Raw genomic sequence first — 24,806 nt, 5'->3', positions numbered from 1 at the left:
ACGAATGAGAATCAGAAATCCCGAACCTCGATATGAAAGTAAATGTTTCGTATTCCTGCGAACGCAAAACCCTGTAGGAGCAAGCTTGCTCGCGATGGGGCCGTGTCTGTCACCCTTATGGCGACTGATACACCGCCATCGCGAGCAAGCTTGCTCCTACAGGTTGCGGGTGTGCCTTGATTCAACACGAACCATGTTCCAAGGGATCACTCTCCGGCCATTGATGGGGCCGGGCGACTGCCTAAGATGGGGCGCAGACGCCTGAAACCCGCGAGCCTGAGCGAATATCCCCATGACTTCAGCAAGAACCCTTTACGACAAACACATCGATTCCCACACGGTGTGTCGCCTCGATGACCAGGGCCACGTCCTGTTGTACATCGACCGCCAGGTCATCAACGAATACACCAGCCCCCAGGCCTTCAGCGGTTTGCGCGAAGCCAAGCGCGGGGTCTGGCGCCCCGGCACCGCGCTGGCGGTGGTCGATCACGTCAACCCCACGGCGCCCAACCGCATTGCGGCGATGCCGGACGCCGGCGGTGCGCGGCAGGTGTCGTACCTGGCGGAAAACTGCCGGGACTTCGGCATCGAATTGCTCGACATCCTCGACAAACGCCAGGGTATCGAGCACGTCATCGCCCCGGAGCAGGGGTTCATCCTGCCGGGCATGGTGATTGCCGCAGGCGACAGCCACACCACCACCTATGGCGCCCTCGGCGCATTCGGTTTCGGCATCGGCACGTCGGAGATCGAACACCTGCTGGCGTCTCAGACCCTGGTCTACAAACGCTTGAAAACCCTGCGCGTGACGGTGGACGGTGAGCTGGCGCCGGGGCTGACGTCCAAGGACGTGATCATGGCGCTGATCGGCCGGATCGGCGCGTCCGGGGCCACGGGCTACGCCATCGAGTTTCGCGGTTCGACCATCGATGCACTGAGCGTCGAAGCGCGCATGACCATCTGCAACATGGCGGTGGAGGCGGGCGCGCGGGGTGCGTTCATGGCGCCGGACGACAAAGTGTTCGTCTACCTCAAGGACAAACCCCGCGCGCCCAAAGGTGCGCTGTGGGAGCAAGCGGTGCAGACATGGCGCGCCTTGCACAGCGATGCCGACGCACTGTTCGACCGTGAAGTGTCGCTGGACGCCAGCGCGCTGGAGCCGATGGTCACCTGGGGCACCAGCCCGGATCAGGCCTCGCCGATCGGCGCCCGCGTGCCGGACCCGCAAGACATCAGCGACCTGATCCTGCGCCAGGACATGCGCCGCGCCCTGACTTACATGGGCCTCGAAGCGGGCATGCCGCTGAGCGACATCGTCATCAGCCACGCGTTTATCGGCTCCTGCACCAACGCCCGTATCGAAGACCTGCGCGACGCCGCCAGCGTGGTGCGCGGCAAACACGTCGCCGAACACGTGCGGGCGATGATCGTGCCGGGCTCCACCGAAGTGCGCGATCAAGCCGAAGCCGAAGGCCTGGCGGCGATTTTTATCGACGCCGGTTTCGAGTGGCGCCAGTCCGGGTGCTCGATGTGCCTGGCGATGAACGACGACGTGCTGGCGCCGGGTGACCGCTGCGCCTCCAGCACCAACCGCAATTTCGAAGGCCGCCAGGGCGCCGGTGCCCGTACGCACCTGATGAGCCCGGCGATGGTCGCTGCGGCGGCGATCACTGGCCGCTTGACCGACATCCGTCACTTTGGAGCCCGCGCATGAGCCTGCAACCCTTCACTCAAGTCAGCGGTAAAGCCGCGCCAATGCTCGCGGCCAACATCGACACCGATGTGATCATGCCCAAACAGTTTCTCAAGGGCATCGACCGTTCCGGGCTGGATCGGGGGTTGTTTTTTGATCTGCGTTTTTTGCCTGACGGCCAACCCAACCCTGAGTTCGTGCTCAATCAACCGGCCTGGCAGGGCGCGAGTTTCATGGTGGTCGGGCCGAATTTCGGCTGCGGATCGAGCCGCGAACATGCGGTCTGGGGTTTAAAGCAGATGGGCATCCGTGCGCTGATCGGCAGCAGTTTTGCGGGGATTTTTTACGACAACTGCCAGCGTAACGGAGTGCTGCTGATTACGCTGGATGAGCCCGTGTTGCAGCGGCTCGGGCAAGTGGTCAGTCAGCCAGAGACGGCGCTGATCAGCGTTGATCTGGAAACGCAGCAGATTCGTCTTCAAGGGGAGGTCATCCCTTTCGAAATCGACACCCTGCGCAAAACCGCGCTGCTGCTGGGCCTCGACGCCATCGGCAGCACCTTGCAGCGCAGCGAACAAATCAAAGCCTTCGAACACCAACACCTGACCGCCAACCCCTGGCTAAGCTGAAATCGCCTTCGCGGGCAAGCCTCGCTCCTACAGGTCAGCGCGAACTTTGTAGGAGCGAGGCTTGCCCGCGAAGAGGCCCGCCCATACACCGCAAATCAAACCGACAACCCTTTGAAATGCTCCTGCAAAAACTCCACACACGCGCGCAACTTCCCCGAGTACGCCAGCCGCGTCGGGTACACCGCCCATACGTTGGCGCTCTGGGTGTATCCGGGCAGCACCTGCACCAATCGCCCCTGCTCCAGCAACGGCTTCACATCCCACAGTGACCGCAACAACACCCCGCGCCCATCCAGTGCCCACTGCAAGACAATCTCGCCATTATTGGACGACAACGGTCCGCTGACCCGCACACTTTCCTGGGCCCCGTCGTGCTCCAGGTTCCAGATGCCGAAGGCGTTGTCCCGCTCCTTGATCACCAGGCAATGATGCTGCTCCAGATCGCCCAGCGTCTGCGGCGTGCCGTGACGTTGCAGATAACCGGGCGCCGCGCACAACACCCGCCGATTGCTCACCAGTCGCCGGCCGATGTGCTGGCCGGGGATGTCATCGCCGACACGGATCTCCAGGTCGAACCCTTCGTTGACGATGTCCACCACCCGATCAAACAGGTCGAGGCGAATCTCCAGGTCCGGGTAACGTTCGGCCAGCAGTGACAGGGCCGGCGCCACGTGATTGCGCCCGAAGCCAAAACTGCTGCACAAATGCAGACGCCCGCGAGGGCTGTCGTGGGCGTCGGAGAGTTCGTCGTGCAGTTGCTGGAAATCATCGAGAATCCGCAACGCCCAGCGCTGCACGCGCTCACCGTCCTCTGTCAGGGCGATGCGGCGGCTGGTGCGGTGCAGCAGGCGCGTGCCGAGGGTGGTTTCGAGAATCTGGATACGTTTGCTGACGTAGGCGGGCGACAGGCCCAGTTCATCCGCTGCGGCGGCGAAACCGCTTTTACGAATGACGGTAAGTAATACACGCAGGTCTTCGGGCAGGGGCACGGTGTCTTTCTTGGTGGTCATGACAGAACGGGCACTGGCGGCATGAGCCGCCAGCATAGCATCGGTGTGAACGCCGACTTACTCAGCAGACAGCTTGGCCGCCGCCGCTGCCGCCCGAGCGTGGCGCCCGCGTTTGAGGGCGATCGGCGCCATCTTGCTGCGGTCCAGTTCACCTTCCCAGGCGGCCACCACCAGCGCTGCAACGGCGTTGCCGATGATGTTGGTCAGGGATCGGCATTCGGCCATGAAACGGTCGACACCGAGGATCAGCACCATCGCCGCCACCGGCACGGTCGGCACTACGGCCAGGCTCGCCGCCAGCGCCACGAACCCCGCACCGACCACCGCGCCCGCGCCTTTGGAGGTGAGCATCGCCACGGCCAGCAAGGTCAGTTGCTGCTCCAGGCTCAAGTCAATGTTGGTCGCCTGGGCCAAAAACAGCACCGCCAGCGTCATGTAAATGTTGGTGCCGTCCAGGTTGAAGGTGTAGCCGGTCGGCACGACAATCCCCACCACGCCTTTGGAGGCGCCCAGGCTTTCGAGTTTCTGGATCAACTGCGGCAGCGCCGATTCCGAAGAGCTGGTGCCCAGTACGATCAACAGTTCTGCCTTGATGTACGCCAGCAGTTTGAAAATGCTGAAGCCGGCATAACGGGCAATGCTGCCGAGCACGCACGCAATGAAAATCAGCGCGGTCAGGTAGAACGTGCCAATCAGCTTCAACAGCGGCAGCAACGAGCCGAGTCCGTACTTGCCGATGGTGAACGCAATCGCGCCAAACGCCCCGATCGGCGCGACGCGGCTGATGATGCCGACGATGCGGAAGAACACTTCGCTGGCCTGATTGATCACGTTCACCAGTGGCCGGCCCTTTTCACCGACCATCACCAGCGCAATGCCGAACAGCACCGAGACGAACAGCACGGGCAGGATTTCACCCTTGGAGAAGGCATCAAAAAAAGTCGTCGGAATCACGTGCAGCAAAAAACCGGTGATGCCTTCGCCGTGTTCGGCCTGACCGACAAAACCGGCAATCGCCGACGAATCCAGCGTCTTTACATCAATGTTGAACCCCGCGCCCGGATGCAGCGCATGCGCCGCCAGCAGGCCGATCAACAGCGCAAGGCTGGAGACGATTTCGAAGTACAGCAGCGCCTTGCCACCGACCCGGCCGACCTGTTTCACGTCGTGCATGCTGGTGATTCCAGAGACCACTGTGCAGAAGATGATCGGGCCGATGATCATCTTGATCAGCTTGATGAAACCGTCACCCAACGGCTTGAGGTCGATGCCGATCTGCGGCCAGAAATGGCCGATCACAATGCCCAGCGCGATGGCGATGAGCACCTGCACGTAGAGGGTTCCCAGCAGTTTCTTGATGGTCATTTTTATTATCTCGAGACGGTTTTTGGGCATGACGATCCCGCGCAGGCCAGTGACGGCCTGCGGCGGAAAGTGGATTCAGATCAGTACGGCGCGGCTGTCAGCGCAGGAAAGCCAGGACTTCGGCGAGCAGCAGTTCGGGGGCTTCTTCGGCGATGTAATGGCCGGCGGGCAGCGCTTTGCCGCGCACGTCGGTGGCCACGTGTTGCCATTCCTTGAGCGGTTCGAAGCAGCGCCCGACCGTGCCTTCGGCACCCCACAGCACCAGCAGCGGCAAGTTCAGATGACGGCCGGCGTCGATGTCGGCGCGGTCATGATCCAGATCGATGCTGGCGCTGGCCCGGTAGTCCTCGCAGATCCCGCGTGCGGTGCCCGGCTGTTTCAGGCAGCGCAGGTATTCGCCAAAGGCCTCGGCGGTGAACGGTTTGAGCCCGGCACTGCGACTGCCCATCACGCTGCGCAGATAGGATTCGGGATCGGCCTCGATCAGGGTTTCCGGCAACGGAGCGGGGCGGATCAGGAAGAACCAGTGCCAATAGGCGCGGGCAAAGGCTTCATTGGTTTGCGTGTACATCGACAGCGTCGGTGCGATGTCGAGCAACACCATGCGTTGCACGGCTTGCGGATGATCCAGCGCCAGGCGATGGGCAACCCGGGCGCCACGGTCGTGTGCGAGCACCGAGAACTGCTCGAAGCCCAGGGACTTCATCAGCTCGATGCTGTCCTTGGCCATTTCCCGTTTGGAGTAGTTGGTGTGGTGGTCGTTGGCCAGCGGTTTGCCGCTGTCGCCGTAACCGCGCAGGTCGGCGGCGACTACGGTGAAGTGCGCTGCCAGTTGTTCGGCAACCTTGTGCCAGATGACGTGGGTCTGCGGGTGACCGTGCAGCAACAGCAGGCCCGGCCCGCTGCCGCCGATGCGGTAGGCAATGTCCACACCGTTGACGTGGCGCTGGTCTTTGAGGAATCCGGCGAACATGGGATGACTCCTTGTTGTAGTTGCCTGCATCCTGAAATTGTTCGACGGCTACGGCAAGGCGCAAAGCGTGGTGCGCTTGTTCATGAAGTGTGTTGTCTCGGAGGCCGCCTTCGCGGGCAAGCCTCGCTCCTACAAAAGCACAACCGGACCTGTAGGAGCGAGGCTTGCCCGCGAAGAGGCCCTGATATTCACAGAAAATCTCAACCCTGCTGAAACATCTCCTTGGCCCGCTGCTCAATCTGCGCCTGGGTCAAATCTTCCTTGCGCGTGGCCAGAAACCACAAATGCCCATACGGATCTTTCAACGTCCCCGAACGGTCGCCGTAAAACTGATCCTTGACCTCGGACACCACCGTGGCGCCCGCCGCAATCGCTTGTTTGTAGGACTTGTCCACATCGTTCACATACAGGTGCAAGCCCACGGACGGTGACTTGTCCGGATTGCTCAACGGCCCCTGATCGCACGGCGTGCCGAGCATGATCGGGCAGTCGCCGATGCGCAGTTCGGCGTGGCCGATGCTGCCGTCGGGCATGGACAGACGCATGACTTCGGTCGCGCCGAAAGCTTTCTTGTAGAACTCGATGGCTTCGGCCGCTTTTTGAATGCCCAGATAAGGGGTGATGCTGTGATAACCCTCTGGAATGGGTTTGACGCTCATGGCTATTCTCCCTGTCTATTGTTGAATTGAAGGTAGTCCTTCGCCGGTTTCCGACCGGATAACTATAGGCCAGCGCCTTTTACGCATCCGAGTGCCCGACGAGCAGCAGCGCCACTGTTCGGCCATAAACAGTGAAGCAGCAGAATGCTCGGGTTTCTCACTGAATAACCGTTGAAAACCCCCGAAACTGCCCGAAAACACGGGCCCGGGCGGTCAGGCACAGAAGCTGCAATGTCCTCCGGTAAACACTGTTGCCGAGAGACTTGTATGCCTGAATCTGCCGTTTATCCGATCAACCCGCCGGCCGCCCATCGGATCGCCGATGAAGCCGAAGCCTTGCGTGTGGCCGAGCGCGTCGCCGCGGTCTTGCTGGAGCAGGACGCCGAGCGCGACCGTACACGCCAGGTGCCCGCCGAAATCGTCGACCTGTATTCCAACAGTGGCTTGTGGGGCATCAGCGTGCCAAAGGAGTTTGGTGGCGCGCAGGTGTCCTACGCGGTGCTGGCGCAGGTCATCGCGATCATCTCGGCGGCCGATCCGTCCCTGGGGCAGATCCCGCAAAACCACTATTGCCTGCTGGAAGATATCCGCCTGCAAGGCACGCCCGAGCAGCAGGCACATTTTTTCGGCCTGGCGCTGCAAGGTCATCGCTTTGCCAATGCGTTGTCGGAAACCGGCGGCAAAAACGTGCAGGACATTCAGGCGACCATTCGCCGTTATGGCGACGGGCATGTGATCAACGGTCGCAAGGGTTATTGCACCGGTTCACTTTACGCCCACTGGCTGGCGGTGCTGGCGCTGGATGAAGAGCAGAAGGGCCAGTTGTCCTTCGTCGAACGCGGCACCCCAGGGCTGGTGATCGTCGACGACTGGGACAGCATCGGTCAGCGCACCACGTCCAGCGGCACGGTGCTGGCCGAGGACCTGCACGTCCCGGCGTTCAACGTGTTCCCGACGTATCGTTCCTATGAAAGCCCGACCCTGGCCGGCCCGTTCGCGCAATTGACCACCGCCGCCATCGACGCCGGCATCGCCCGCGCAGCGCTGCGTGACACCATCGCCTTCGTTCAGCAATTCGCCCGGCCGTGGATCGATGCAGGTGTGGAAAAAGCCAGTGAAGATCCGCTGACCATTATTCAGGTTGGTGGCCTGGAGATTCGCCTGGAAGCTGCCGAAGCCTTGCTGGAACGTGCCGGTTGGGCGCTGGATGCGGCGCGCCCGGCACCCGACGAAGACAACGTCGCCCGAGCGTCCCTCGCGGTGGCCAAAGCCAAAGTGCTGACCACCGAAATCGCCATCGAAGCCACCAACAAACTGTTCGAACTCGGTGGCACCCGTTCGACCCTGAAGAAGCACAACTTCGACCGGCACTGGCGCAATGCACGGGTGCATACCCTGCATGACCCGGTGCGCTGGAAATACCACGTGGTCGGCAACTGGCTGCTCAACGGCGTTAAACCGCCGCGCCACGACTGGTCCTGATCATGGCCGAATGGTTCAAAAACATTTACTGGGCCGACATCGGCCAGGCCTGTCTCGACACCTTGAGCATGCTCGGTGCCGCCCTCGGTTTCACCGTACTGCTGGGGTTGCCGCTGGGGGTAGTGCTGTTCCTCACCGGTAAACGCCAGTTGCACGAAGCCATCGGCGTTTACCGGGTGTTGTCGGTGATCGTGAACATGCTGCGTTCGCTGCCGTTCATCATTTTGCTGATTGTGTTGATTCCGCTGACAACGCTGCTGGTCGGCACTTCGCTGGGCGTGCCGGGGACCATTCCGCCGCTGGTGGTTGGCTGCACGCCGTTCTTCGCGCGGCTGGTGGAAACCGCTTTGCGCGAGGTTGATCGCGGCGTCGTGGAAGCGACCCAGGCCATGGGCGGCACCACCTGGCAAATCATCCGCCACACCTTGTTGCCCGAGGCTCGCGGCGGGTTGCTGGCGGCGGTCACTGTCACCGCAATCGTGCTGGTGGATTACACGGCGATGGCCGGGGTGATTGGCGGCGGAGGCTTGGGCGACCTGGCGATCCGCTACGGCTACCAGCGATTCCAGACCGACGTGATGGTGGTCACCGTGGTGCTTTTGCTGATCCTGGTCCAGGCCCTGCAAATGACCGGCGACCGATTGGTGGCGCGCTACAGCCGACGATAAACATTCGACTCAACAAAAAAACTCAGGCCTCACGTCCGCCCCACGACGGCCACTCAATCTGCCTAGGAGCACAACATGAAAAAGACCCTGGCCATTCTGGCTGCCCTTGTGTCGTTGAGCGTTCACGCCAACGAAAAACTCACCGTCGGCGCCACGCCGGTGCCGCACGCGGAGATCCTCGAGTTCGTCAAACCCACCCTGGCCAAGGAAGGCGTGGACCTGGACATCAAGGTCTTCACTGACTTCATCCAGCCCAACCAGCAGCTTGCCCTGAAGAACCTCGACGCCAACTATTACCAGTACCGGCCGTTTCTCGATGACTACAACAAGACCCGTCACACCGATCTGGTGCCGGTGGTCGGTGTGCACATCGAACCGTTCGGGGCCTATTCGACCAAGATCAAAAACATCGCCGAACTGAAGGATGGCGCCACGGTTTCCATCCCCAACGACCCGGTGAACACTGGCCGCGCACTGGTGCTGCTGCACGAGGCCGGGCTGATCAAACTCAAGGACCCGAGCAACACCCTGGCGACTCAGCGCGACATCGCCGAAAACCCGAAGCATTTGAAGATTCGTGAACTGGAAGGTGCGTTGCTGGCGCGTTCGGTGAGTCAGGTGGACCTGGCGTTTGTGTTCGCCAACTACGCTCTGGAAGCGGGGATCGACACCAACAGCGCGTTGATCGTCGAGAAGGGCAAGAGCCTGTACATCGAATTCCTGGTGGCCCGCCCGGACAACATCAACGACCCGGGTTTGCAGAAACTGGCCAAAGCGTTGAATTCCGATGAAGTGCGGCAGTTCATCTTGACCCGCTACAAAGGGCAGATTGCTCCGGGCTTCTGATCTCCAGCCATTCTTGAGGACGCCTTCGCGGGCAAGCCTCGCTCCTACAGGTACGGTGGTGCTTTTGTAGGAGCGAGGCTTGCCCGCGAATGGCGCGCCGCCTATTCCGGATCAACCCCTGATTCCAACAGCTGCGCCCCCGGCCCCCGATCCCCCAACACATCACCAAAATTACGCAACGGACACGCCTCCATCGACAAACACCCACAGCCAATACAGCCGTTGAGCGTATCCCGCAGCAAGGTCAGCTGATTGATTCGCTCATCCAGCTCCCGGCGCCATTGCGCCGACAACACCTTCCAGTCCGCCGCCGTCGGCGCGCGGTTATCCGGCAGGGTTTTCAACGCCTCGCCAATCTCCGCTAGCGGAATCCCCAAGCGCTGCGCCACTTTGATCAACGCCACCCGCCGCAACACTTCACGCGGATAGCGCCGCTGGTTGCCCTGATTGCGCGTGCTTTTGATCAAACCCCGGGATTCATAAAAATGCAGCGCCGTGACCGCCACGCCGCTGCGGGCGGCGACCTGGCCGACGGTGAGCTCTTTATGCAGTTGTTGCGAGGTGATCATGTGAAAAATGTCCCTTGACCTCTAGTTAACTCGAGGTTTTACCCTGCAGGCCTTCGGATCGCAAGATCCGGCTTACACGTCAGTGGGGACTCTTCATGCAAGCGCCAGAGAAAAATCGCAGCTTCACCCAATTGATCGAATTCGAGATCGAACCCCATCAACAGCCCGCCCTGGTGTCGGCGCTGTCGTTACAGACCGAACGCCTGGCTCAGCGTTACAGCGGTTTTCTCAGTGCGAGCATCCAGGCCAGCGACGATGGCCGGCGGGTGCTCAATTACCTGCAATGGCAATCGCGGGAGGCGGGGGAAGCCGCGTTTCAGGGTTTTGAAAGCGGCGAGCAGGATTTCTGGCAATTGATCCGCGCCCATCAGGCGAAAACCGTGACGTTCGGCTCGTTCCAGGTGCTGCACAGCCTGGAACGCAGCCACGACAACGCGCTGCATTGCAATTTAGTGGGCTAAATCGACAGCTGCATCAAGCGCTCGCCCTGCACGTTTTCCGTGGGCCGGCGCTTGTTCACCGCCAGTTCGCCGATCTTGATCAGGCGCGTGCGTGTGACGTTGCGGCTCAAGCCCAGCAGTGCGGCGGTGTGCACCTGGTTGTAATGGCTGAAACGGTAAGCCGCGCGCAGCAAGGCGTCCTCGACTTTCTCGTGCAGCGCGCCGGCCTGTTCTTCGAACAGCTTTTGAAACGCGCGGTCGAGCAAGGCTTCCGGTGAATCGTCGAGCTGGCTGTGATAGTCGTCCTGACGCTCGATGCGCATGTTCGACAGGCGCAGGTCATCGCGCTCGATCACGCCGTTACGGCAGATCAGCAAGGTGTGGTGAATGACGTTTTCCAGTTCGCGGATGTTGCCCGGCCAACTGTAACTGCGCAGTTTCAGTTCGGCTTCCTTGCTGATGGTGATGGTGCCGTAGCCGAGGCGCTGACTGTAGGCTTCGACGAAGTGACGGGTCAGCGGCAGGATGTCCCCGGGGCGATCACGCAGCGGGCTCAGTTCCAGGCTGACCACGTCGAGGCGGTAATACAGGTCCTCGCGGAAATGCCCGGCGTTGATGGCTTTTTCCAGTTGTACGTTGGTTGCCGCCAGTACGCGCACGTTGATCGGAATGCTTTTGCGCGAGCCCAGGCGCACCACTTCGCGCTCCTGCAACACCCGCAGCAACTTCACCTGAATCGCCATCGGCAGATCACCGATTTCATCGAGGAACAAGGTGCCGCCGTCGGCCTCTTCGAACCAGCCGGCCTTGGCGCTCAAGGCTCCGGTGAACGCGCCTTTTTCGTGGCCGAACAACTCGGCCTCGACCAGGGATTCGGAGAACGCGCCGCAGTTGACGGCCACAAACGGGCGGTTGCGCCGGGCGCTGAGGTTGTGGATATGCCGCGCCACCAGCTCCTTGCCGGTGCCGGTTTCGCCGATGATCAGCACGCTGGCTTCACTCGGCGCGACCTGTTGCAAATGCGCGAGCAAGGCCTGGGATTTCGGGTCTTCGAATACTTGCGCGGTGGCGCGGATCGACGTGGCCAGGGCGGGCGAGGGCGGTAAGGTCAGCAGTTGCATGGGGCAGGCTCCATGAGAAGGCTATGAATAGAAAGTCGGAATCGGCAGGGACTGGTTCAACGCCCAGTCGCCCAGTTCATGGAGTTTGTAATCCACCGGGTCGTGCAGGGTTTGCGTACGCAGGTTGCGCCAGTGACGGTCCAGGCGCAGCGAGGCGTGAGTCGAGCGCGCGCCGGTCACTTCGAACAGCCGGCTACAGAGTTCGAGGCCGTTGCGCGTGGCGGCGACCTTGGCCGTGGCGATTGCGGTGGCGAGGTGTCCACGTTCTTCGGCGCTGAGGTTCGGGCCTTTCGCCCAGGCCTTGTCGAGCAGGTCGGCGGCGCGTTCCACCAGCAAACGAACGCCTTCGAGCGCGACCCAGAATTCGCCGTAATGGCCGAGCACGTACGGGTCCTGACGCACATCCTGAGCGCTGGATTTATGCCACGGGCGGGTTTCGGTGAGGGTGTATTGCCGCGCCTCTTCAAAGGCACCTTCGGCGATGCCGAGGAACATGTGCGTAAAAGTAAGCTGCGCGATCAATGGCCGCAGGCAGGCGAACGGTGTGCTCAGCGGACCCGGGTCGAGCAGCAATTCCGACTCTTCGACCCGCACCCGTTCGAACGAAGCGCTGCCGCTGTCGGTCTGGCGCTGGCCCATGTTGTTCCAGTCGTTGTGCAGGGTGATGCCGCTGCGGCCGCTGGGGATGGCCGCGATCAACAGCTTGCCGCCGGCGCTTTCATCCACTGCCGAGGCGATCAGCATTTCCGAATCGCTGGCGCCGGAGCAGAAACTTTTCTTGCCGGAAAACTCGCGCCAGCCACCGAGTTTTTTCACCACGGTGCGGGTGTCCAGCGGATTGAGGGCATTGCCCCAGAACCAGTTCTTGCGCGCGGTCTGTTCGAACCACGGCTGCCACTGCTCGGGTCGGGCGAACAGGCGCACGGTGGCGAGCATCAGGTGATGAAAACCGAAGACGTGGGCAATCGAACTGTCGACCTTGGCGAACTCGCGCACGATGGTCAGGGTTTCACTCCAGCTGGCGCCGAGGCCGCCGTACTGGGTGGGAATGCTCAACGCGAGCAGACCGCTTTGGCGCAGGGCGTCACGCTCGGCTTTCGGCGTACCGCCACGTTCGTCGCGCTCGACCGCGGTCAAGGCAAACTCGGCGGCCAACTGGCGGGCGGTTTGCAGGGGGGATAACAGGGCGCTTAGCGGCTTGGCAGTCACGCGGGGGGTCCTCAATAAATTCAACACCGATTCCCTGTAGGAGCGAGGCTTGCCCGCGAAGAACGATGACGCGATGCATCGGATAGACCGCAGCGCTTTCTTCGCGGGCAAGCCTCGCTCCTACAGGTAGTAGGTGGGTCAGGCCGTGGCTTTGGCGGGCAGCACATCATTGGCGATCATTTCGCCAAACGGCCCGGTGAGGTTGGTCACGCCACGCCCCGCCAGGCTTGCGTACGGTTCAGGCAACAGCGGGAACACCAGCTCGGCAAAGCGATACGCCTCTTCAAGGTGCGGATAACCGGAAAAGATAAAGCTCTCGATCCCCAGGTCCGCGTATTCCTTGATCCGCGCCGCCACTTGCTGCGGGTCACCCACCAGCGCCGTGCCGGCACCGCCGCGCACCAAGCCAACACCGGCCCACAGGTTGGGGGCGATTTCCAGGTTGTCGCGACGTCCGTCATGCAACGCCGCCATGCGCCGCTGGCCTTCGGAGTCAAAACGCGAGAACGACTTTTGCGCGGCAGCGATGGTCTCGTCGCTGATGTGTTCGATCAGTTTGTCGGCGGCTTTCCACGCCTCTTCGGCCGTCTCGCGAACGATCACGTGCAAGCGAATCCCGAACTTCACCGTGCGCCCGTTGCGTGCTGCGCGCTCACGCACATCAGCGAGTTTTTCCGCGACGGCGGCCGGTGGTTCGCCCCAGGTCAGATAGACATCGACCTGCTCGGCGGCGAGTTCATGGGCGGCTTCAGAGGAACCACCGAAGTACAACGGTGGATAGGGTTTCTGCACCGGCGGATAAAGGGCCTTGGCGTTTTGCACTTGCAGGTGTTTGCCTTCGAAGTCCACCGCTTCGCCTTGCAGCACGCGACGCCAGATCTGCAGGAATTCGTCGGTGACTTCATAACGCTCGCTGTGATCGAGGAAGATCCCGTCGCCACGGTTTTCGTCCGGGTCGCCACCGGTCACCACGTTGATCAGCAAGCGGCCGTTGGACAGACGATCCAGTGTCGCGGCCATACGCGCCGAGACCGTCGGCGAAATAATCCCCGGACGAATCGCCACCAGATAACGCAGGCGTTCGGTCAACGGCACCAGCGCCGAAGCGATGACCCAGGAATCCTCGCAGGAACGCCCGGTGGGAATCAGCACGCCGTGGTAGCCGAGGCTGTCGGCGGCCTGCGCCACTTGTTTCAGATAGTTGAGCGTCACCGGGCGAGCGCCCTGGGTGGTGCCCAGGTAATGGCCATCGCCGTGGGTCGGCAGAAACCAGAAAACATCCATGAAAAGATCCTTAAGCGATTTTCAGCAGATTTTTGGGGTGCACGCCGAACAACGGCGCGGCGCGTTCTGCAGCAAGGCGAATGCGGGCCTTCAAGGGCTCACTGGTTATTTGGTAATTGGCAAAATCGGCTTCGGTGGCGTAGACGCCGATCGGCAGGGTCAGCGCCTGGAAGAAACTGAACAGCGGGCGCAACTGGTGATCGAGCACCAGTGCATGCCGTTCGCTGCCACCGGTGGCGGCGAGCAGCACCGGCGTATTGATCAGCGCGTTCAAGTCGATCAGGTCGAAGAGGTGTTTAAGCAGGCCCGGATAGGAGCCGCGATAAACCGGCGCGGCGACGATCAGCAGGTCAGCGTTTTCGATGGCTTGCAGCTCGGCTTCGATGTCGGCGCTCAGTTCCTGGCGCGACAGGGCCGCGCCCAGTGGCCGGGCGATGTCGCCCAGTTCGATCAGCTTGCTCTCGATCGGCAATTGCCCGGCCAGTTCGGCCAACAGCGCTTGGGTCAGCACCAACGTGCGGGACGGACGCCAGGTACCGCCGGAGAGGGCAACGACTTTCAATGGACGCGACATGATCAGTTCCTTTTTAAACAGTTGCTCAGCGAGCAGTGAGTAGTGAGTAGTCACAGGGCTTGAGCAAGAGCTGTACCAATCCTTCGAGCCCACGATTTACGTGGCTTGCAGCGTATTGATGACTACGTGCTGTTCGATTTTAAGGACTGTTTGTTGAATGACTGTTGCCTGGCAAACAGTTGCGTGGGCAACAGTTGTGTAAGGCGATGGGGTTGTTATAAAGGCTGTTTGTTATTCCTCAAAAGATCATTGCAAGATATTTATAGATCATTAAGAAATATGCACGTCCCTTGTAGGAGCCGGCTTGCCGGCGATGGCGGCCGCAAAAACACCGCAAGGTCCAAGGTCCTCATCGCCGGCAAGCCGGCTCCTACAAGGTGTGGTAATTCGGCTTCAATACCCACTATCGAGAGCGTTGATTTCTGCCCATCCAAAGGCGCGAGTAGCCTGTGTTCATTGCCCCGAACCCAGATGCCAGGACGCCAGACCATGAAACCTCTACTCGCCACTTTCCTGATGCTCGCCGTCTCCGTTCTCGCCGGATGTGCCAGCCACGTATCCCCGGAATTGCGGCCCTACACCGCCGAGGAAACCCGTGAACTGGCACTGGAATCGCTGAATCGTCGCGGTTTGTCCTTCGATGAATACCACGCGAAAAAAGCTGAATTGCTCGGTCAGCCACAGAAATCCTTCAGCTTCGACAAACAAGGCGAAATGAACGCCGAGCGCACTGTTCAACTGCACGGTCGCCCAAGCTGAGCGACTGTACTGCTCGAAGTTTCACCCAACTGTCCATGGGTTTCCCGGCAGGCGTGCGATAGGGTCAATACCTGAATGACCCTGACGGACTGCCACCAATGACGCTCTCGCTCGATCTGCTGCTGGGCTTCGCCCTGTTCGCTCTCGTTACCTCGATCACCCCCGGCCCGAACAACACGATGTTGCTGGCATCGGGCGTGAACTTCGGCTTTAACCGCACCATCCCCCACATGCTTGGCATTACCTGCGGGTTCTTCGTCCTGGTGGTGGCGGTGGGTTTTGGTCTGGGTGCAGTGTTTCAAAGCTATCCGTTGCTCTACACCGTGCTGCGCTACGTTGGCGCGGCGTATTTGTTGTACCTGGCGTGGAAAATCGCGCATTCCGGTCCGGTATCCGACGGCGAGAACGGTGAAAGCAAACCGATCAGCTACCTCGGCGCGGCCGCATTCCAGTGGGTCAACCCCAAGGCCTGGATCATGGCCATCGGTGCCATCAGCACCTACACGCCGATGCAGGGCTATTTCACCAACGTCATCGTGATTGCGGCGGTTTTCGCCCTGATCAACCTGCCGAGCGTCGGCGTCTGGGCCGCGTGCGGCACGCTGCTGCGCAACGTGCTCAAGGACCGCCGCTGGTTGCGCGTGTTCAATTGGGGCATGGCCGCGTTGCTGGTGGTTTCGCTGTATCCATTGATGCTGGAAAGCTTTAGCTGACGCATTGCTTCAACCGGTTGCCCGATGCCTGTTAAGCTCGACTTCAGGAGCGTTCCTACGCACTTTCAAGTGAAGTCGTACTTTCTTAACGCATCCGATCAGGTATTGCTGGCGCACGGGTTGCCAGCACCTGATCCCGGAACAAGCTCTGCGAGTCTTTTATGAATAAACGTCCGTTGTATTTCGACTACGCCGCCACCACGCCGGTGGACGAGCGGGTCATCAAGGTCATGGTCGAGTGTCTGGGGTTTGCCGGGAACTTCGGCAATCCTGCGTCCAGCTCCCATGCATTCGGCCAACAGGCCCGGCAATCGGTCGAGCAGGCGCGACAGCAAGTCGCCGGGCTGGTAGGGGCGCAAGCCGACCAGATCGTCTGGACCTCCGGCGCCACCGAATCGAATAACCTCGCCCTCAAGGGCGTGGCCCAGGCTCGCGGGGTGTCCGGCGGGCACATCATCACCAGCCAGATCGAACACAAGGCGATTCTCGACACCGCAAGGCAATTGCAGGATGCCGGTGTTGCCGTGACGTATCTGGTGCCCGACGCGCAAGGTCTGATTACCCCGCAAGCGGTCAGCGAAGCGATGCGCGAGGACACCTTTCTGGTGTCGCTGATGCTGGTCAACAACGAGTTGGGCACGGTCAATGACATCGCCGCCATCGGCGAGGTCGTGCGGGCCCGCGAGGCGTTGTTCCATGTCGATGCGGCCCAGGGCGCGGGGAAAGTGGCCATCGACCTGGCGCAATTGCCGGTGGACCTGATGTCGTTTTCGGCGCACAAGATCTACGGTCCCAAAGGCATCGGCGCGCTGTATGTCGGGCCTCGCGCGCAACAGCGTTTGCAGGCGCAGATTCACGGGGGCGGCCATGAAGGTGGCTTGCGTTCCGGGACCCTGGCGACTCACCAGATTGCCGCCATGGGCGTGGCGTTCGCCTTGGCCGCGCAACTGTTCGATGAAGAGAAAGCCACGATTGCGCGCCTGCGCGAGCGCTTGCTCGAACACCTGTCGGGCATTCCCGGCGTGCGCCTCAATGGCAGCGCGACCCAGCGCATCCCTCACACCTTGAGCCTGACCTTCAGTGAAGGCGAGTTCAACTCCGCGGCGTTGAGCGCATCGATTGCGTTTTCTGCGACCTCGGCCTGTAATTCCGCGAGCAATGCGCCGTCCCATGTGCTGCTGGCACTGGGGCATGACGCCCGCTCGGCAAGCCGCACCATTCGCTTGAGCCTGGGGCGTTTCACTACCGAGCAGGACATCGACCAGGCGGCACAACTGATTAAAGCGGCCTGCGCCAGTGCCCCGGCATTCTGGCAATAAGGCCTTAAGTGCCGACGTTGATCGGCACTCAACAATAATGATGAAGTGATTAGCAGGAGACATGATGAGTACGCAGCCTTCGATCAATGGATCGGTGCCCGAGCGCCTGGCGCACACCCGCAAGCTGATGAGCCGGGAGGGCATTCACGCCCTGCTGGTGCCGTCGGCCGATCCGCACCTGTCGGAATACCTGCCGGGCTACTGGCAAGGACGGCAATGGCTGTCGGGCTTTCATGGCTCGGTGGGCACGCTGATCGTCACGCCGGATTTCGCCGGTGTCTGGGCCGACAGCCGTTATTGGGAGCAAGCGACCAAGGAACTTAAAGGCAGCGGCATCGAACTGGTCAAGCTGCAACCGGGTCAACCCAGCCCGCTGGACTGGCTGGCCGAGCAAACCCCTGAAGGTGGTGTTGTCGCGGTAGACGGTGCGGTGATGGCCGTGGCCTCGGCACGTACGTTGGGTAGCAAACTCGAAGAGCGCGGCGCCCGTCTGCGCACCGACATCGATCTGTTGAGCGAAGTCTGGAGCGATCGCCCGGTACTGCCGAACGAGCCGATCTATCAGCACCTGCCGCCTCAGGCGACGGTCAGCCGTGGCGAAAAACTCGCCAACCTGCGCGAGGTGTTGAAAGAGCGTGGCGCCGACTGGCATTTCATTGCCACCCTCGACGACATCGCCTGGCTGTTCAACCTGCGCGGCGGCGATGTGTCGTTCAACCCTGTGTTTGTCTCTTTCGCCTTGATCAGCCAACAACAGGCAACCCTGTTCGTGGCCTTGAGCAAAGTCAGCACCGAGCTGCGCGCGATCCTCGAAAAGGACGGCGTGACCCTGCGCGATTACAGCGAAGTGGCCGACGCCTTGCGCGCAGTGCCGAGCGGCGCGAGCCTGCAAGTCGATCCGGCACGCGTCACCGCCGGTTTGCTGGATAACCTGAACAGCGGCGTGAAACTGGTCGAAGGCCTGAACCCGACGACATTGGCCAAATCGCAGAAAAGCCTGGCCGATGCCGAGCACATCCGTCAGGCCATGGAGCAGGATGGCGCGGCGCTGTGCGAATTCTTCGCCTGGCTGGAGTCGGCGTGGGGCCGTGAACGCATCACCGAACTGACCATCGACGAACACCTGACCGCAGCGCGCACGCGTCGTCCGGACTACGTGTCGCTGAGTTTCAACACCATTGCCGCGTTCAACGCCAACGGGGCGATGCCGCATTACCACGCGACCGAAGAAGAGCACGCGGTGATCGAGGGCGACGGTCTGTTGCTGATCGACTCCGGCGGCCAATACCTGGGCGGCACCACCGACATCACGCGGATGGTGCCGGTCGGTACGCCAACCGATGAGCAGAAGCGCGATTGCACACGTGTGCTCAAAGGCGTCATCGCATTGTCCCGTGCGCAATTCCCTCGGGGCATTTTGTCGCCGTTGCTGGACGCCATCGCCCGTGCGCCGATCTGGGCGGAAAACGTGGATTACGGTCACGGCACCGGGCACGGCGTCGGCTACTTCCTCAACGTTCACGAAGGCCCGCAAGTGATTGCCTATCAAGCTGTTGCTGCGCCGCAAACCGCGATGCAGCCGGGCATGATCACTTCCATCGAGCCGGGCACCTACCGTCCGGGTCGCTGGGGCGTGCGGATCGAGAACCTGGTGTTGAACCGTGAAGCGGGCAAGAGCGAATTCGGTGAGTTCCTGAAATTCGAAACCCTGACCTTGTGCCCGATCGACACGCGCTGCCTGGAACCGTCGTTGCTGACTCAGGACGAAAAACAGTGGTTCAACGCGTATCACGCCGAAGTGCGCGAACGCTTGAGCCCGCTGGTCGACGGTGCAGCCCTTGAGTGGCTGAACACTCGAACCGCTGCTATCTGATCGGCTAGAGTTCAGGCGCTGCTTCCAGCGCCTGGCTCATGTAGTCGACAAAGGCTTTGACCCTGGCGGATTGGCGACGATTCGCCGGGGACACAGCATGCATCGGCAGTGACTGCGCGGTGTAGTCCTGCAAAATCGCTGTCACTCGCCCGGCTTTCAAGTCTTCGCTGAACAGCCACACCGGCGACAACGCAATCCCCAGTCCCCCCAACACCATCTCGCGGATTGCCTCCGAGTTGTTGCTTTGCGCATTGCCCTTGATCCGCACCTCGTGGCGTTGATTGTTTTTCTCGAAAACCCATAAATTCTGGCTGTTCAACAGATTGAACTGCAGGCAGTTGTGCCCGCCCAGTTCTGCCGGCGTGTGCGGTTGGCCGTGTTTTTTGAGGTAGGCCGGCGCTGCGACAGTGACGCGGTGGGTGGTGCCGATGTGGCGGGCGATCAGGCCGCTGTCATTCAGTTCGCCGATTCTGAAGGTGACGTCCAGTCCTTCGCTGACCAGGTCCTGGTTTTGATCACTCAGTTGCAGGTCGATTTCTATGTCGGGATGGCGCTCAAGGAATTGCGCCAGACGCGGGGCAATCTGCAAACGCCCGAAGCTGACCGAGGAGCCGATGCGCAGGTGACCGGCAATGCGCTCCTTGCCGGACTGGAAACTGTGCTCGGCCGCATCGACGGCCGCGAGGATTTGTCGACATTCGTTGTAGTACCGCTGGCCTTCATCCGTCAGGGAAAGCTGGCGGGTGCTGCGTGCAATCAGTTTTCCGCCCAGCCCGGTCTCCAGTGCCTTGAGCACTTTGCTGATGGTGGGCTGGCTGGTCTGCATCTCTCGGGCAACGGCAGAAAAGCTGCCGCGTTCGACGACCCTTACGAAGATCGCCATTGCATTGAGTTTGTCCACGGGGAGTTCTCATTGATGCCGGATAGGCATGGTCACTATAGCTATTTAGCGTCTTATCAGCATGAGTCGGTTGGCCGAAGATTTATCCCACAGCCACCTCTGACGGAAATATGCGAAATGACTGACTCACTTGAAATGCGCGCTCTGATTGTCGACTCGGCCAACGCGCCGCTACGCTTGGCTTCCATTCAACGGCCGGTGCCGGAAGCAGGGCAGGTATTGGTCCGGATCAAAGCCAGCGGGGTAAATCCACTGGACGGAAAAATCCGTTCGGGCCAGGCCGCCCACGCGCGTCAGTCATTGCCGGCGGTGTTGGGCATTGATCTGGCGGGAACCATCGAGGCGTTGGGGGAGGGGGTCAGTGGATGGCTGCCGGGCGATGAGGTTTATGCCATGGCCACCGGAATTGGCGGGGCGCAGGGTTCGTTGGCGGAGTACGCAGCAATCGATGCCAGACTGCTGGCGCGCAAGCCAGGCAATTTGAGTATGCGTGAGGCGGCGGGGTTGCCGTTGGTGTTGATTACGGCGTGGGAAGGGTTAGTGGACCGGGCGCGGGTGCGTGCGGGGCAGAAGGTGCTGATTCATGGCGGTGCGGGTGGTGTGGGGCATGTCGCGGTGCAAATAGCCCGCGCCTTCGGTGCCCAGGTGTTTGCCACCGGTTCTGCCAGGCATCAGGCAATCATCGAAGGCTTTGGTGCGACGTTTATCGACTATCGCCAGTCTTCGGTCGAGGAATATGTAGCGCAACACACGGATGGGGAGGGCTTCGATATCGTCTACGACACGGTGGGCGGTGAGACCCTGGATGCGTCATTCAAGGCTGTACGGGTTTATCACGGTCATGTGTTGAGTTGCCTCGGTTGGGGGCAGCACAGTTTGGCGCCGCTCTCGTTTCGTGGCGCAACCTATTCCGGCGTGTTTACGTTATTGCCGTTACTCACCGGCGTGGGGCGCGAGCGTCACGGGGAGATTCTTCGTGAGGCGGCTCGCTTGATCGAGGCGGGCAAGCTGAAGCCGTTGATAGATCCTCGGGCGTTCACTCTGCAAACCGCCGAGGCCGCCCATGAGCTGCAGTTTTGCGGAGCGGCTCAGGGGCGGTTGGTCATCGAGATTTAACGCAGGGCTTCAATCACGAAGTCCAGTCGATCCTGGCCGAAGAACAGCTGGTTATCGATGAACATGCTGGGGGCACCGAACACGCCGCGTTGCACCGCTTTCTCGGTGTTGTCCTTGAGCGCTGCCTTGACGTCTTCATCGGCGGTCAGGGCCAGCACTTCGTTGGGGTCAAAGCCGTTCTGCGTCAACACTGAAGCGACGGTCGCCGGGTCATCGAGGCTGCGTCCCTCGACCCAAAGCGCTTTAAACAGGCAGTCGATGAATGCCTGGAAGCGTTCGGGATGGCGTAACTGCATGCCAGTGACGGCGCGCATCAGCATCAATGTATTAATGGGAAAGTGCGGATTGAACTTCAGTGGCACGCCATAACGTTTGGCGTAGCGGTCCAGGTCCTGAAACATATAAAGGCCCTTGGCCGGAATGGTCGCGGGGGATGCGTTGCCGGTGGCTTTGAAAACGCCGCCCAGCAGCATCGGGATGTAGACCAGTCGGCTGTCTGTCTGCTCGCAGATTTTTGGCAGTTGGGTATAGGCCAGATAGGTGGCAGGGCTGCCGAGGTCGAAGTAGAACTCAACGGTTTTGCTCATGTTCAATGCGCTCTGTTTATTGTTATTGGGGAGGGCTTACCAGCGTTCGCTCCAGGGGCGCAGGTCCAGTTCGAAGGTCCAGGCGTCACGGGGCTGGCTGTGCAGGTACCAGTAGTTCTCGGCGATGTGTTCGGGATTGAGGATGCCATCCTGATCCTTGGTGGCGTACTTCTCGGGAAAGGTGTCGCGGATAAAGTCGGTATCGATAGCGCCGTCGACGACGACGTGAGCAACGTGAATATTCATCGGCCCCAGTTCGCGGGCCATGCTTTGAGCCAGTGCGCGAATGCCGTGCTTGGCACCGGCGAATGCTGCAAATCCGGCGGCACCCCGCAGGCCGGCAGTCGCGCCGGTAAACAGAATCGTGCCCCGCTGACGCTTGGCCATGCGCTTGGCCACTTCACGGGCATTGAGAAATCCTGAGAAACAGGCCATTTCCCATATCTTGAAATACTTGCGAGCGGTTTCTTCGAGAATGCTGCACGGCACATTGGCGCCGATGTTGAACACAAACGCTTCGATGGGGCCGATCTGGCTTTCAATCTGCTCGACCAGCGCAATCACGTCCTCTTCCTTGCGCGCATCACAGGCAAAACCATGGGCTTCACCGCCCTCGGCTTTGATGGCGTCCACCAATGGCTGGAGTTTGTCCGCACTGCGCCGGGTGACACAGGCGACAAATCCTTCTTGAGCAAAACGCTTGGCAATAGCTCCACCAGTAGCATCACCGGCGCCGACAACCAGTACGACCTTCTTATTATTCATGAGGTGCTCTCTTTGCTAAACGATCGTTAACTAAACGAACGTTATGCTACGATTCGGCAGGCGTCAAGATGATCAATACAGAGGGCAAGGCAATGCGTTACTCGGCCAATCACAAACTGGAAACCAAACAGAAGCTGCTGGAAAGCAGTGCGTTGTCGGCGAAGAAGTCGGGTTTCGCAACAGTCGGTGTCGATGCCTTGATGAAGGCGATCGGCTTGAGTGGTGGGGCTTTCTACAGCCACTTTTCGTCGAAGGATGAGCTGTTCGCTTCAATTGTCGAGCGTGAGCTGGTTCAAAGTCTGGAACGATTGGGGGCGGATCAGGACCGTGACAGGCTCGAGCGTTGCCTGAAGCATTATTTGAGCATGTCCCATGTCGAACACCCGGAGTCGGGTTGCGCCTTGCCGGCATTGGGCGCCGAAATAGCCCGTTCAGACGTGCTGGTCCGGCAGCAAGCGGAGAACTGGATTTGTCGGCTACAAGAGAGTTGGGCGCGGATTCTGGAGAGCGACAGCCTGGCATGGGCGATTCTGTCGCAATGCATCGGCGCGTTGGTTGTGGCGCGAATGCTCGCCACCCCTGACATCCAGCGCACGGTACTGAAGTCCAGTTACGATGAGATCAGCCGTCAGATCGCCGGCCCGCGGACCTGAAGAGACGGCCTACTTGCAGATGACGATCATGCTGCGGCTGGTATAGCCGGCCGGGTTGAGACCAAACGGATAATCGCCAGGTTCTTCCACGCCATCCCCTGATTTTGCGATGACCTTGTATCCCTTGGGCGCACAGGAGTTGGCTGCGCTGGTGTAGCACTTGTCCCAGGATGACGACAGCCCGGAACAGTTGATATGCAATCCTTTCTTGCCACGTTTGGTATGAGTTTCCGAAGTCGCCGCGCAGCCCGCAACTGCAAGTATGGCGATCAGTATCAAAATTCGTTTCATTGCTGTCCTTATAGCGTCCCCGGATCTTTGCGCCCGGGTCTGGCCGTGTTCGCTTTAGCTTGAAGCGTTCTTATATCCCTATCGTGAAAAATCCATGTCTGACACTGGGTTACGGGCTTAAACATGGCCTAATTGCGCGGTAAATACCAGACCTTCGTCAAATCCTGTATTAATCCGCGGCAACCGCAGGTTTGGCGGCACCGCCCATGGTCATGGTCGCGCCGACGGAAGCCAGAATGATGCAGATGATAGCCATCCACTGTGACAGTGAGAGGTATTCATGGAGGAACAACAGACCTGACAGGGCACCGATCGCAGGTTCAATACTCATCAGCGTGCCGAAGGTCCGGGCTGGCATTCGGGTCAGGGCGACCATTTCCAGCGTATAGGGCAGGGCAGTGGACAACAGGGCGACGCCGATCGCTATGGGGATCAGCGATGGCGTCAGCAGCGCGGCGCCGGCATGCACAATACCGATAGGCGCTACGAACAGTGCGGCAATCATGACGCCCAGTGCAGCAGTCTGTACGCCATTGTCTGCACCGGCCTTCTGGCCGAATAGAATGTACAACGCCCAGCAGACTCCGGCCCCCAAGGCATAACCCGCACCGACCAGATCGATACCGGCAGTCGTGGCTCCCGTGGGTATCAATAACAGCAACCCGATGGCGGCCAGTGCGATCCATAAAAAGTCGATCGCGCGACGTGAGGCATAAATAGCAACCGCCAGCGGCCCGGTGAACTCCAGCGCTACCGCGATTCCCAATGGGACTGTGCGCAGGGACATATAGAAGAGGAAGTTCATGCCGCCGAGTGCCATCCCGTAGACAATGACCGTGCGCAAGGATTTCGCGGTGAGCTTCGCACGCCATGGGCGCAGCAGTATCAGCATGATTACGCTGGCGAAAATCAACCGCAGGGTCGTTGTCCCCTGCGCACCGATAACCGGGAACATGCTTTTGGCCAGGGAGGCTCCGGACTGGATCGACGCCATGGCTATCAATAGCAGGCCAACCGAGAACAGGGTAGAGGCAAGGCTGCGGGGGTGGTCATTCATTGCGTGGCATCGTCCAAGGCAGGAAACGAACGTATTGTTCTAGTGTTGGGCAATATACTGCGCATTCAAGGTGTTCGCGTCTATATATAAGCAGTGATTTTGAGCATCCTGATAGAAAGGCTGAATTAGGGGTTGACGGCAGATTCTGGAAGTCTATAATTCGCCCCACTTCCGGCGCAGTCGAAACGGAAAACTCCTTGGTAAACAAAGAGTTACGCAGTTTTCGACAGCGAGTTGCTTCAGGTCATCG

26 protein-coding genes are annotated in these 24,806 nt (G+C 60.5%); 12 read left to right on the top strand and 14 right to left on the bottom strand.

The genetic code is table 11. The annotated features are described in order from the left end of the window. Positions 1-292 precede the first annotated feature (292 nt). Positions 293-1,714 (top strand): 3-isopropylmalate dehydratase large subunit, encoded by a 1,422-nt coding sequence (gene leuC / locus KGB25_RS11780; protein WP_223435021.1) that lies wholly within the window; start codon positions 293-295, stop codon positions 1,712-1,714. Beyond that, complete coding sequence (leuD, locus tag KGB25_RS11775) at positions 1,711-2,322, top strand: 3-isopropylmalate dehydratase small subunit (protein WP_223435020.1); 612 nt, start codon at positions 1,711-1,713, stop codon at positions 2,320-2,322. The genes leuC and leuD overlap by 4 nt, the downstream gene beginning before the upstream one ends. 95 nt (positions 2,323-2,417) lie before the next feature. Here leuD and KGB25_RS11770 read toward each other — a convergent pair whose 3' ends face one another. The 4 genes from KGB25_RS11770 to KGB25_RS11755 all read right to left on the bottom strand — a co-directional run bounded on the left by KGB25_RS11770 (position 2,418) and on the right by KGB25_RS11755 (position 6,329). Beyond that, positions 2,418-3,368 (bottom strand): LysR substrate-binding domain-containing protein, encoded by a 951-nt coding sequence (locus KGB25_RS11770; RefSeq protein ID WP_317848240.1) that lies wholly within the window; start codon positions 3,366-3,368, stop codon positions 2,418-2,420. Between the two features lie 21 nt (positions 3,369-3,389). Next, positions 3,390-4,697, bottom strand: coding sequence for a C4-dicarboxylate transporter DctA (gene dctA, locus KGB25_RS11765; RefSeq protein ID WP_032829031.1), 1,308 nt, complete (start codon positions 4,695-4,697; stop codon positions 3,390-3,392). A gap of 97 nt (positions 4,698-4,794) precedes the next feature. Beyond that, on the bottom strand, positions 4,795-5,670 hold the full coding sequence (locus KGB25_RS11760; protein WP_192227833.1) for an alpha/beta fold hydrolase: 876 nt from the start codon (positions 5,668-5,670) through the stop codon (positions 4,795-4,797). A gap of 200 nt (positions 5,671-5,870) precedes the next feature. Continuing rightward, a complete protein-coding gene (locus KGB25_RS11755; protein ID WP_223435018.1) occupies positions 5,871-6,329 on the bottom strand; it encodes a VOC family protein in 459 nt (152 codons plus the stop codon). Positions 6,330-6,596: 267 nt separating this feature from the next. Between KGB25_RS11755 and KGB25_RS11750 the strand changes: the two genes are divergently transcribed. The 3 genes from KGB25_RS11750 to KGB25_RS11740 all read left to right on the top strand — a co-directional run bounded on the left by KGB25_RS11750 (position 6,597) and on the right by KGB25_RS11740 (position 9,325). After that, positions 6,597-7,811: an SfnB family sulfur acquisition oxidoreductase gene (locus KGB25_RS11750; RefSeq protein ID WP_223435017.1), complete on the top strand. Its 1,215-nt coding sequence runs from the start codon at positions 6,597-6,599 to the stop codon at positions 7,809-7,811. Positions 7,812-7,813: 2 nt separating this feature from the next. Beyond that, positions 7,814-8,479: a methionine ABC transporter permease gene (locus tag KGB25_RS11745; RefSeq protein WP_008032624.1), complete on the top strand. Its 666-nt coding sequence runs from the start codon at positions 7,814-7,816 to the stop codon at positions 8,477-8,479. A gap of 75 nt (positions 8,480-8,554) precedes the next feature. Further along, positions 8,555-9,325 carry a MetQ/NlpA family ABC transporter substrate-binding protein gene (locus KGB25_RS11740; protein WP_008032622.1) on the top strand — a complete coding sequence of 257 codons (771 nt, stop codon included), beginning with the start codon at positions 8,555-8,557 and terminating at the stop codon, positions 9,323-9,325. Positions 9,326-9,426: 101 nt separating this feature from the next. Here the strand turns inward: KGB25_RS11740 and soxR are convergent, their stop codons facing one another. Next, positions 9,427-9,894: a redox-sensitive transcriptional activator SoxR gene (soxR, locus tag KGB25_RS11735; protein ID WP_223435016.1), complete on the bottom strand. Its 468-nt coding sequence runs from the start codon at positions 9,892-9,894 to the stop codon at positions 9,427-9,429. Positions 9,895-9,989: 95 nt separating this feature from the next. Here soxR and KGB25_RS11730 point away from each other — a divergent pair, with 95 nt between their 5' ends. Beyond that, on the top strand, positions 9,990-10,355 hold the full coding sequence (locus tag KGB25_RS11730; protein WP_223435015.1) for an antibiotic biosynthesis monooxygenase: 366 nt from the start codon (positions 9,990-9,992) through the stop codon (positions 10,353-10,355). On the opposite strand, the gene KGB25_RS11725 is transcribed toward KGB25_RS11730, so the two are convergent. The 4 genes from KGB25_RS11725 to msuE form a co-directional block, all read right to left on the bottom strand. Continuing rightward, positions 10,352-11,455 (bottom strand): sigma-54 interaction domain-containing protein, encoded by a 1,104-nt coding sequence (locus KGB25_RS11725; RefSeq protein WP_008032617.1) that lies wholly within the window; start codon positions 11,453-11,455, stop codon positions 10,352-10,354. The genes KGB25_RS11730 and KGB25_RS11725 overlap by 4 nt on opposite strands. A 21-nt stretch (positions 11,456-11,476) precedes the next feature. Then, the gene (locus KGB25_RS11720) at positions 11,477-12,664 is read right to left on the bottom strand and encodes an acyl-CoA dehydrogenase family protein (protein WP_032829030.1); all 1,188 of its coding nucleotides are present in this window, start codon (positions 12,662-12,664) and stop codon (positions 11,477-11,479) included. Between the two features lie 138 nt (positions 12,665-12,802). Further along, positions 12,803-13,948: an FMNH2-dependent alkanesulfonate monooxygenase gene (gene ssuD, locus KGB25_RS11715; RefSeq protein WP_008032614.1), complete on the bottom strand. Its 1,146-nt coding sequence runs from the start codon at positions 13,946-13,948 to the stop codon at positions 12,803-12,805. A gap of 10 nt (positions 13,949-13,958) precedes the next feature. Then, positions 13,959-14,522 carry an FMN reductase gene (gene msuE / locus KGB25_RS11710; protein ID WP_008032612.1) on the bottom strand — a complete coding sequence of 188 codons (564 nt, stop codon included), beginning with the start codon at positions 14,520-14,522 and terminating at the stop codon, positions 13,959-13,961. Positions 14,523-15,011: 489 nt separating this feature from the next. Between msuE and KGB25_RS11705 the strand changes: the two genes are divergently transcribed. From KGB25_RS11705 to KGB25_RS11690, 4 genes are all read left to right on the top strand, one after another. Continuing rightward, positions 15,012-15,281, top strand: a complete 270-nt coding sequence (locus tag KGB25_RS11705; RefSeq protein ID WP_008043025.1) for a hypothetical protein — start codon at positions 15,012-15,014, stop codon at positions 15,279-15,281. A 98-nt stretch (positions 15,282-15,379) separates the two neighbouring features. Then, complete coding sequence (locus KGB25_RS11700; RefSeq protein WP_008032608.1) at positions 15,380-15,994, top strand: LysE family translocator; 615 nt, start codon at positions 15,380-15,382, stop codon at positions 15,992-15,994. A 161-nt stretch (positions 15,995-16,155) separates the two neighbouring features. Beyond that, complete coding sequence (locus KGB25_RS11695; RefSeq protein ID WP_008043024.1) at positions 16,156-17,313, top strand: cysteine desulfurase family protein; 1,158 nt, start codon at positions 16,156-16,158, stop codon at positions 17,311-17,313. A gap of 64 nt (positions 17,314-17,377) precedes the next feature. Next, positions 17,378-19,186 (top strand): aminopeptidase P family protein, encoded by a 1,809-nt coding sequence (locus tag KGB25_RS11690; protein ID WP_223435014.1) that lies wholly within the window; start codon positions 17,378-17,380, stop codon positions 19,184-19,186. Positions 19,187-19,190: 4 nt separating this feature from the next. Here KGB25_RS11690 and KGB25_RS11685 read toward each other — a convergent pair whose 3' ends face one another. After that, complete coding sequence (locus KGB25_RS11685) at positions 19,191-20,087, bottom strand: LysR family transcriptional regulator (protein ID WP_223435013.1); 897 nt, start codon at positions 20,085-20,087, stop codon at positions 19,191-19,193. Between the two features lie 117 nt (positions 20,088-20,204). On the opposite strand from KGB25_RS11685, the gene KGB25_RS11680 reads away from it, so the two are divergent. After that, complete coding sequence (locus KGB25_RS11680; protein WP_223435012.1) at positions 20,205-21,203, top strand: zinc-dependent alcohol dehydrogenase family protein; 999 nt, start codon at positions 20,205-20,207, stop codon at positions 21,201-21,203. Here KGB25_RS11680 and KGB25_RS11675 read toward each other — a convergent pair. Then, complete coding sequence (locus tag KGB25_RS11675) at positions 21,200-21,790, bottom strand: 2-hydroxychromene-2-carboxylate isomerase (RefSeq protein WP_008032600.1); 591 nt, start codon at positions 21,788-21,790, stop codon at positions 21,200-21,202. The genes KGB25_RS11680 and KGB25_RS11675 overlap by 4 nt on opposite strands. Positions 21,791-21,826: 36 nt before the next feature. Further along, entirely contained in the window at positions 21,827-22,555 is a 729-nt protein-coding gene (locus KGB25_RS11670; RefSeq protein ID WP_008032599.1) for an SDR family oxidoreductase, read from the bottom strand. 92 nt (positions 22,556-22,647) lie between these two features. Here KGB25_RS11670 and KGB25_RS11665 point away from each other — a divergent pair, with 92 nt between their 5' ends. Beyond that, the gene (locus KGB25_RS11665; protein WP_008032598.1) at positions 22,648-23,208 is read left to right on the top strand and encodes a TetR/AcrR family transcriptional regulator; all 561 of its coding nucleotides are present in this window, start codon (positions 22,648-22,650) and stop codon (positions 23,206-23,208) included. A gap of 9 nt (positions 23,209-23,217) precedes the next feature. On the opposite strand, the gene KGB25_RS11660 is transcribed toward KGB25_RS11665, so the two are convergent. Both KGB25_RS11660 and rhtA read right to left on the bottom strand, forming a co-directional pair. Continuing rightward, a complete protein-coding gene (locus KGB25_RS11660) occupies positions 23,218-23,499 on the bottom strand; it encodes a hypothetical protein (protein ID WP_008043007.1) in 282 nt (93 codons plus the stop codon). 169 nt (positions 23,500-23,668) lie between these two features. Beyond that, a complete protein-coding gene (gene rhtA, locus KGB25_RS11655) occupies positions 23,669-24,556 on the bottom strand; it encodes a threonine/homoserine exporter RhtA (protein ID WP_008043004.1) in 888 nt (295 codons plus the stop codon). Between the last annotated feature and the right edge of the window lie 250 nt (positions 24,557-24,806).

Source organism: Pseudomonas sp. BF-RE-21 (genome assembly GCF_019947305.1).
GTDB lineage: Bacteria > Pseudomonadota > Gammaproteobacteria > Pseudomonadales > Pseudomonadaceae > Aquipseudomonas > Aquipseudomonas migulae.
The sequence above is the reverse complement of the archived record's forward strand: the minus strand, read 5'-3'. Positions and strand labels throughout refer to the sequence as shown.

Excerpts from the sequence above, each read along its gene's own strand:
- KGB25_RS11755 (WP_223435018.1), bottom strand. The coding sequence starts at position 6,329 with ATGAGCGTCAAACCCATTCCAGAGGGTTATCACAGCATCACCCCTTAT.
- dctA (WP_032829031.1), bottom strand. The coding sequence starts at position 4,697 with ATGACCATCAAGAAACTGCTGGGAACCCTCTACGTGCAGGTGCTCATC.
- KGB25_RS11675 (WP_008032600.1), bottom strand. The coding sequence starts at position 21,790 with ATGAGCAAAACCGTTGAGTTCTACTTCGACCTCGGCAGCCCTGCCACC.
- msuE (WP_008032612.1), bottom strand. The coding sequence starts at position 14,522 with ATGTCGCGTCCATTGAAAGTCGTTGCCCTCTCCGGCGGTACCTGGCGT.
- KGB25_RS11680 (WP_223435012.1), top strand. The coding sequence starts at position 20,205 with ATGACTGACTCACTTGAAATGCGCGCTCTGATTGTCGACTCGGCCAAC.
- KGB25_RS11670 (WP_008032599.1), bottom strand. The coding sequence starts at position 22,555 with ATGAATAATAAGAAGGTCGTACTGGTTGTCGGCGCCGGTGATGCTACT.
- leuD (WP_223435020.1), top strand. The coding sequence starts at position 1,711 with ATGAGCCTGCAACCCTTCACTCAAGTCAGCGGTAAAGCCGCGCCAATG.
- KGB25_RS11690 (WP_223435014.1), top strand. The coding sequence starts at position 17,378 with ATGAGTACGCAGCCTTCGATCAATGGATCGGTGCCCGAGCGCCTGGCG.
- KGB25_RS11695 (WP_008043024.1), top strand. The coding sequence starts at position 16,156 with ATGAATAAACGTCCGTTGTATTTCGACTACGCCGCCACCACGCCGGTG.
- rhtA (WP_008043004.1), bottom strand. The coding sequence starts at position 24,556 with ATGAATGACCACCCCCGCAGCCTTGCCTCTACCCTGTTCTCGGTTGGC.
- KGB25_RS11705 (WP_008043025.1), top strand. The coding sequence starts at position 15,012 with ATGAAACCTCTACTCGCCACTTTCCTGATGCTCGCCGTCTCCGTTCTC.
- KGB25_RS11750 (WP_223435017.1), top strand. The coding sequence starts at position 6,597 with ATGCCTGAATCTGCCGTTTATCCGATCAACCCGCCGGCCGCCCATCGG.
- KGB25_RS11740 (WP_008032622.1), top strand. The coding sequence starts at position 8,555 with ATGAAAAAGACCCTGGCCATTCTGGCTGCCCTTGTGTCGTTGAGCGTT.
- KGB25_RS11760 (WP_192227833.1), bottom strand. The coding sequence starts at position 5,670 with ATGTTCGCCGGATTCCTCAAAGACCAGCGCCACGTCAACGGTGTGGAC.
- KGB25_RS11745 (WP_008032624.1), top strand. The coding sequence starts at position 7,814 with ATGGCCGAATGGTTCAAAAACATTTACTGGGCCGACATCGGCCAGGCC.
- KGB25_RS11660 (WP_008043007.1), bottom strand. The coding sequence starts at position 23,499 with ATGAAACGAATTTTGATACTGATCGCCATACTTGCAGTTGCGGGCTGC.
- KGB25_RS11665 (WP_008032598.1), top strand. The coding sequence starts at position 22,648 with ATGCGTTACTCGGCCAATCACAAACTGGAAACCAAACAGAAGCTGCTG.
- KGB25_RS11770 (WP_317848240.1), bottom strand. The coding sequence starts at position 3,368 with ATGCTGGCGGCTCATGCCGCCAGTGCCCGTTCTGTCATGACCACCAAG.
- leuC (WP_223435021.1), top strand. The coding sequence starts at position 293 with ATGACTTCAGCAAGAACCCTTTACGACAAACACATCGATTCCCACACG.
- KGB25_RS11700 (WP_008032608.1), top strand. The coding sequence starts at position 15,380 with ATGACGCTCTCGCTCGATCTGCTGCTGGGCTTCGCCCTGTTCGCTCTC.
- KGB25_RS11730 (WP_223435015.1), top strand. The coding sequence starts at position 9,990 with ATGCAAGCGCCAGAGAAAAATCGCAGCTTCACCCAATTGATCGAATTC.
- KGB25_RS11725 (WP_008032617.1), bottom strand. The coding sequence starts at position 11,455 with ATGCAACTGCTGACCTTACCGCCCTCGCCCGCCCTGGCCACGTCGATC.
- ssuD (WP_008032614.1), bottom strand. The coding sequence starts at position 13,948 with ATGGATGTTTTCTGGTTTCTGCCGACCCACGGCGATGGCCATTACCTG.
- soxR (WP_223435016.1), bottom strand. The coding sequence starts at position 9,894 with ATGATCACCTCGCAACAACTGCATAAAGAGCTCACCGTCGGCCAGGTC.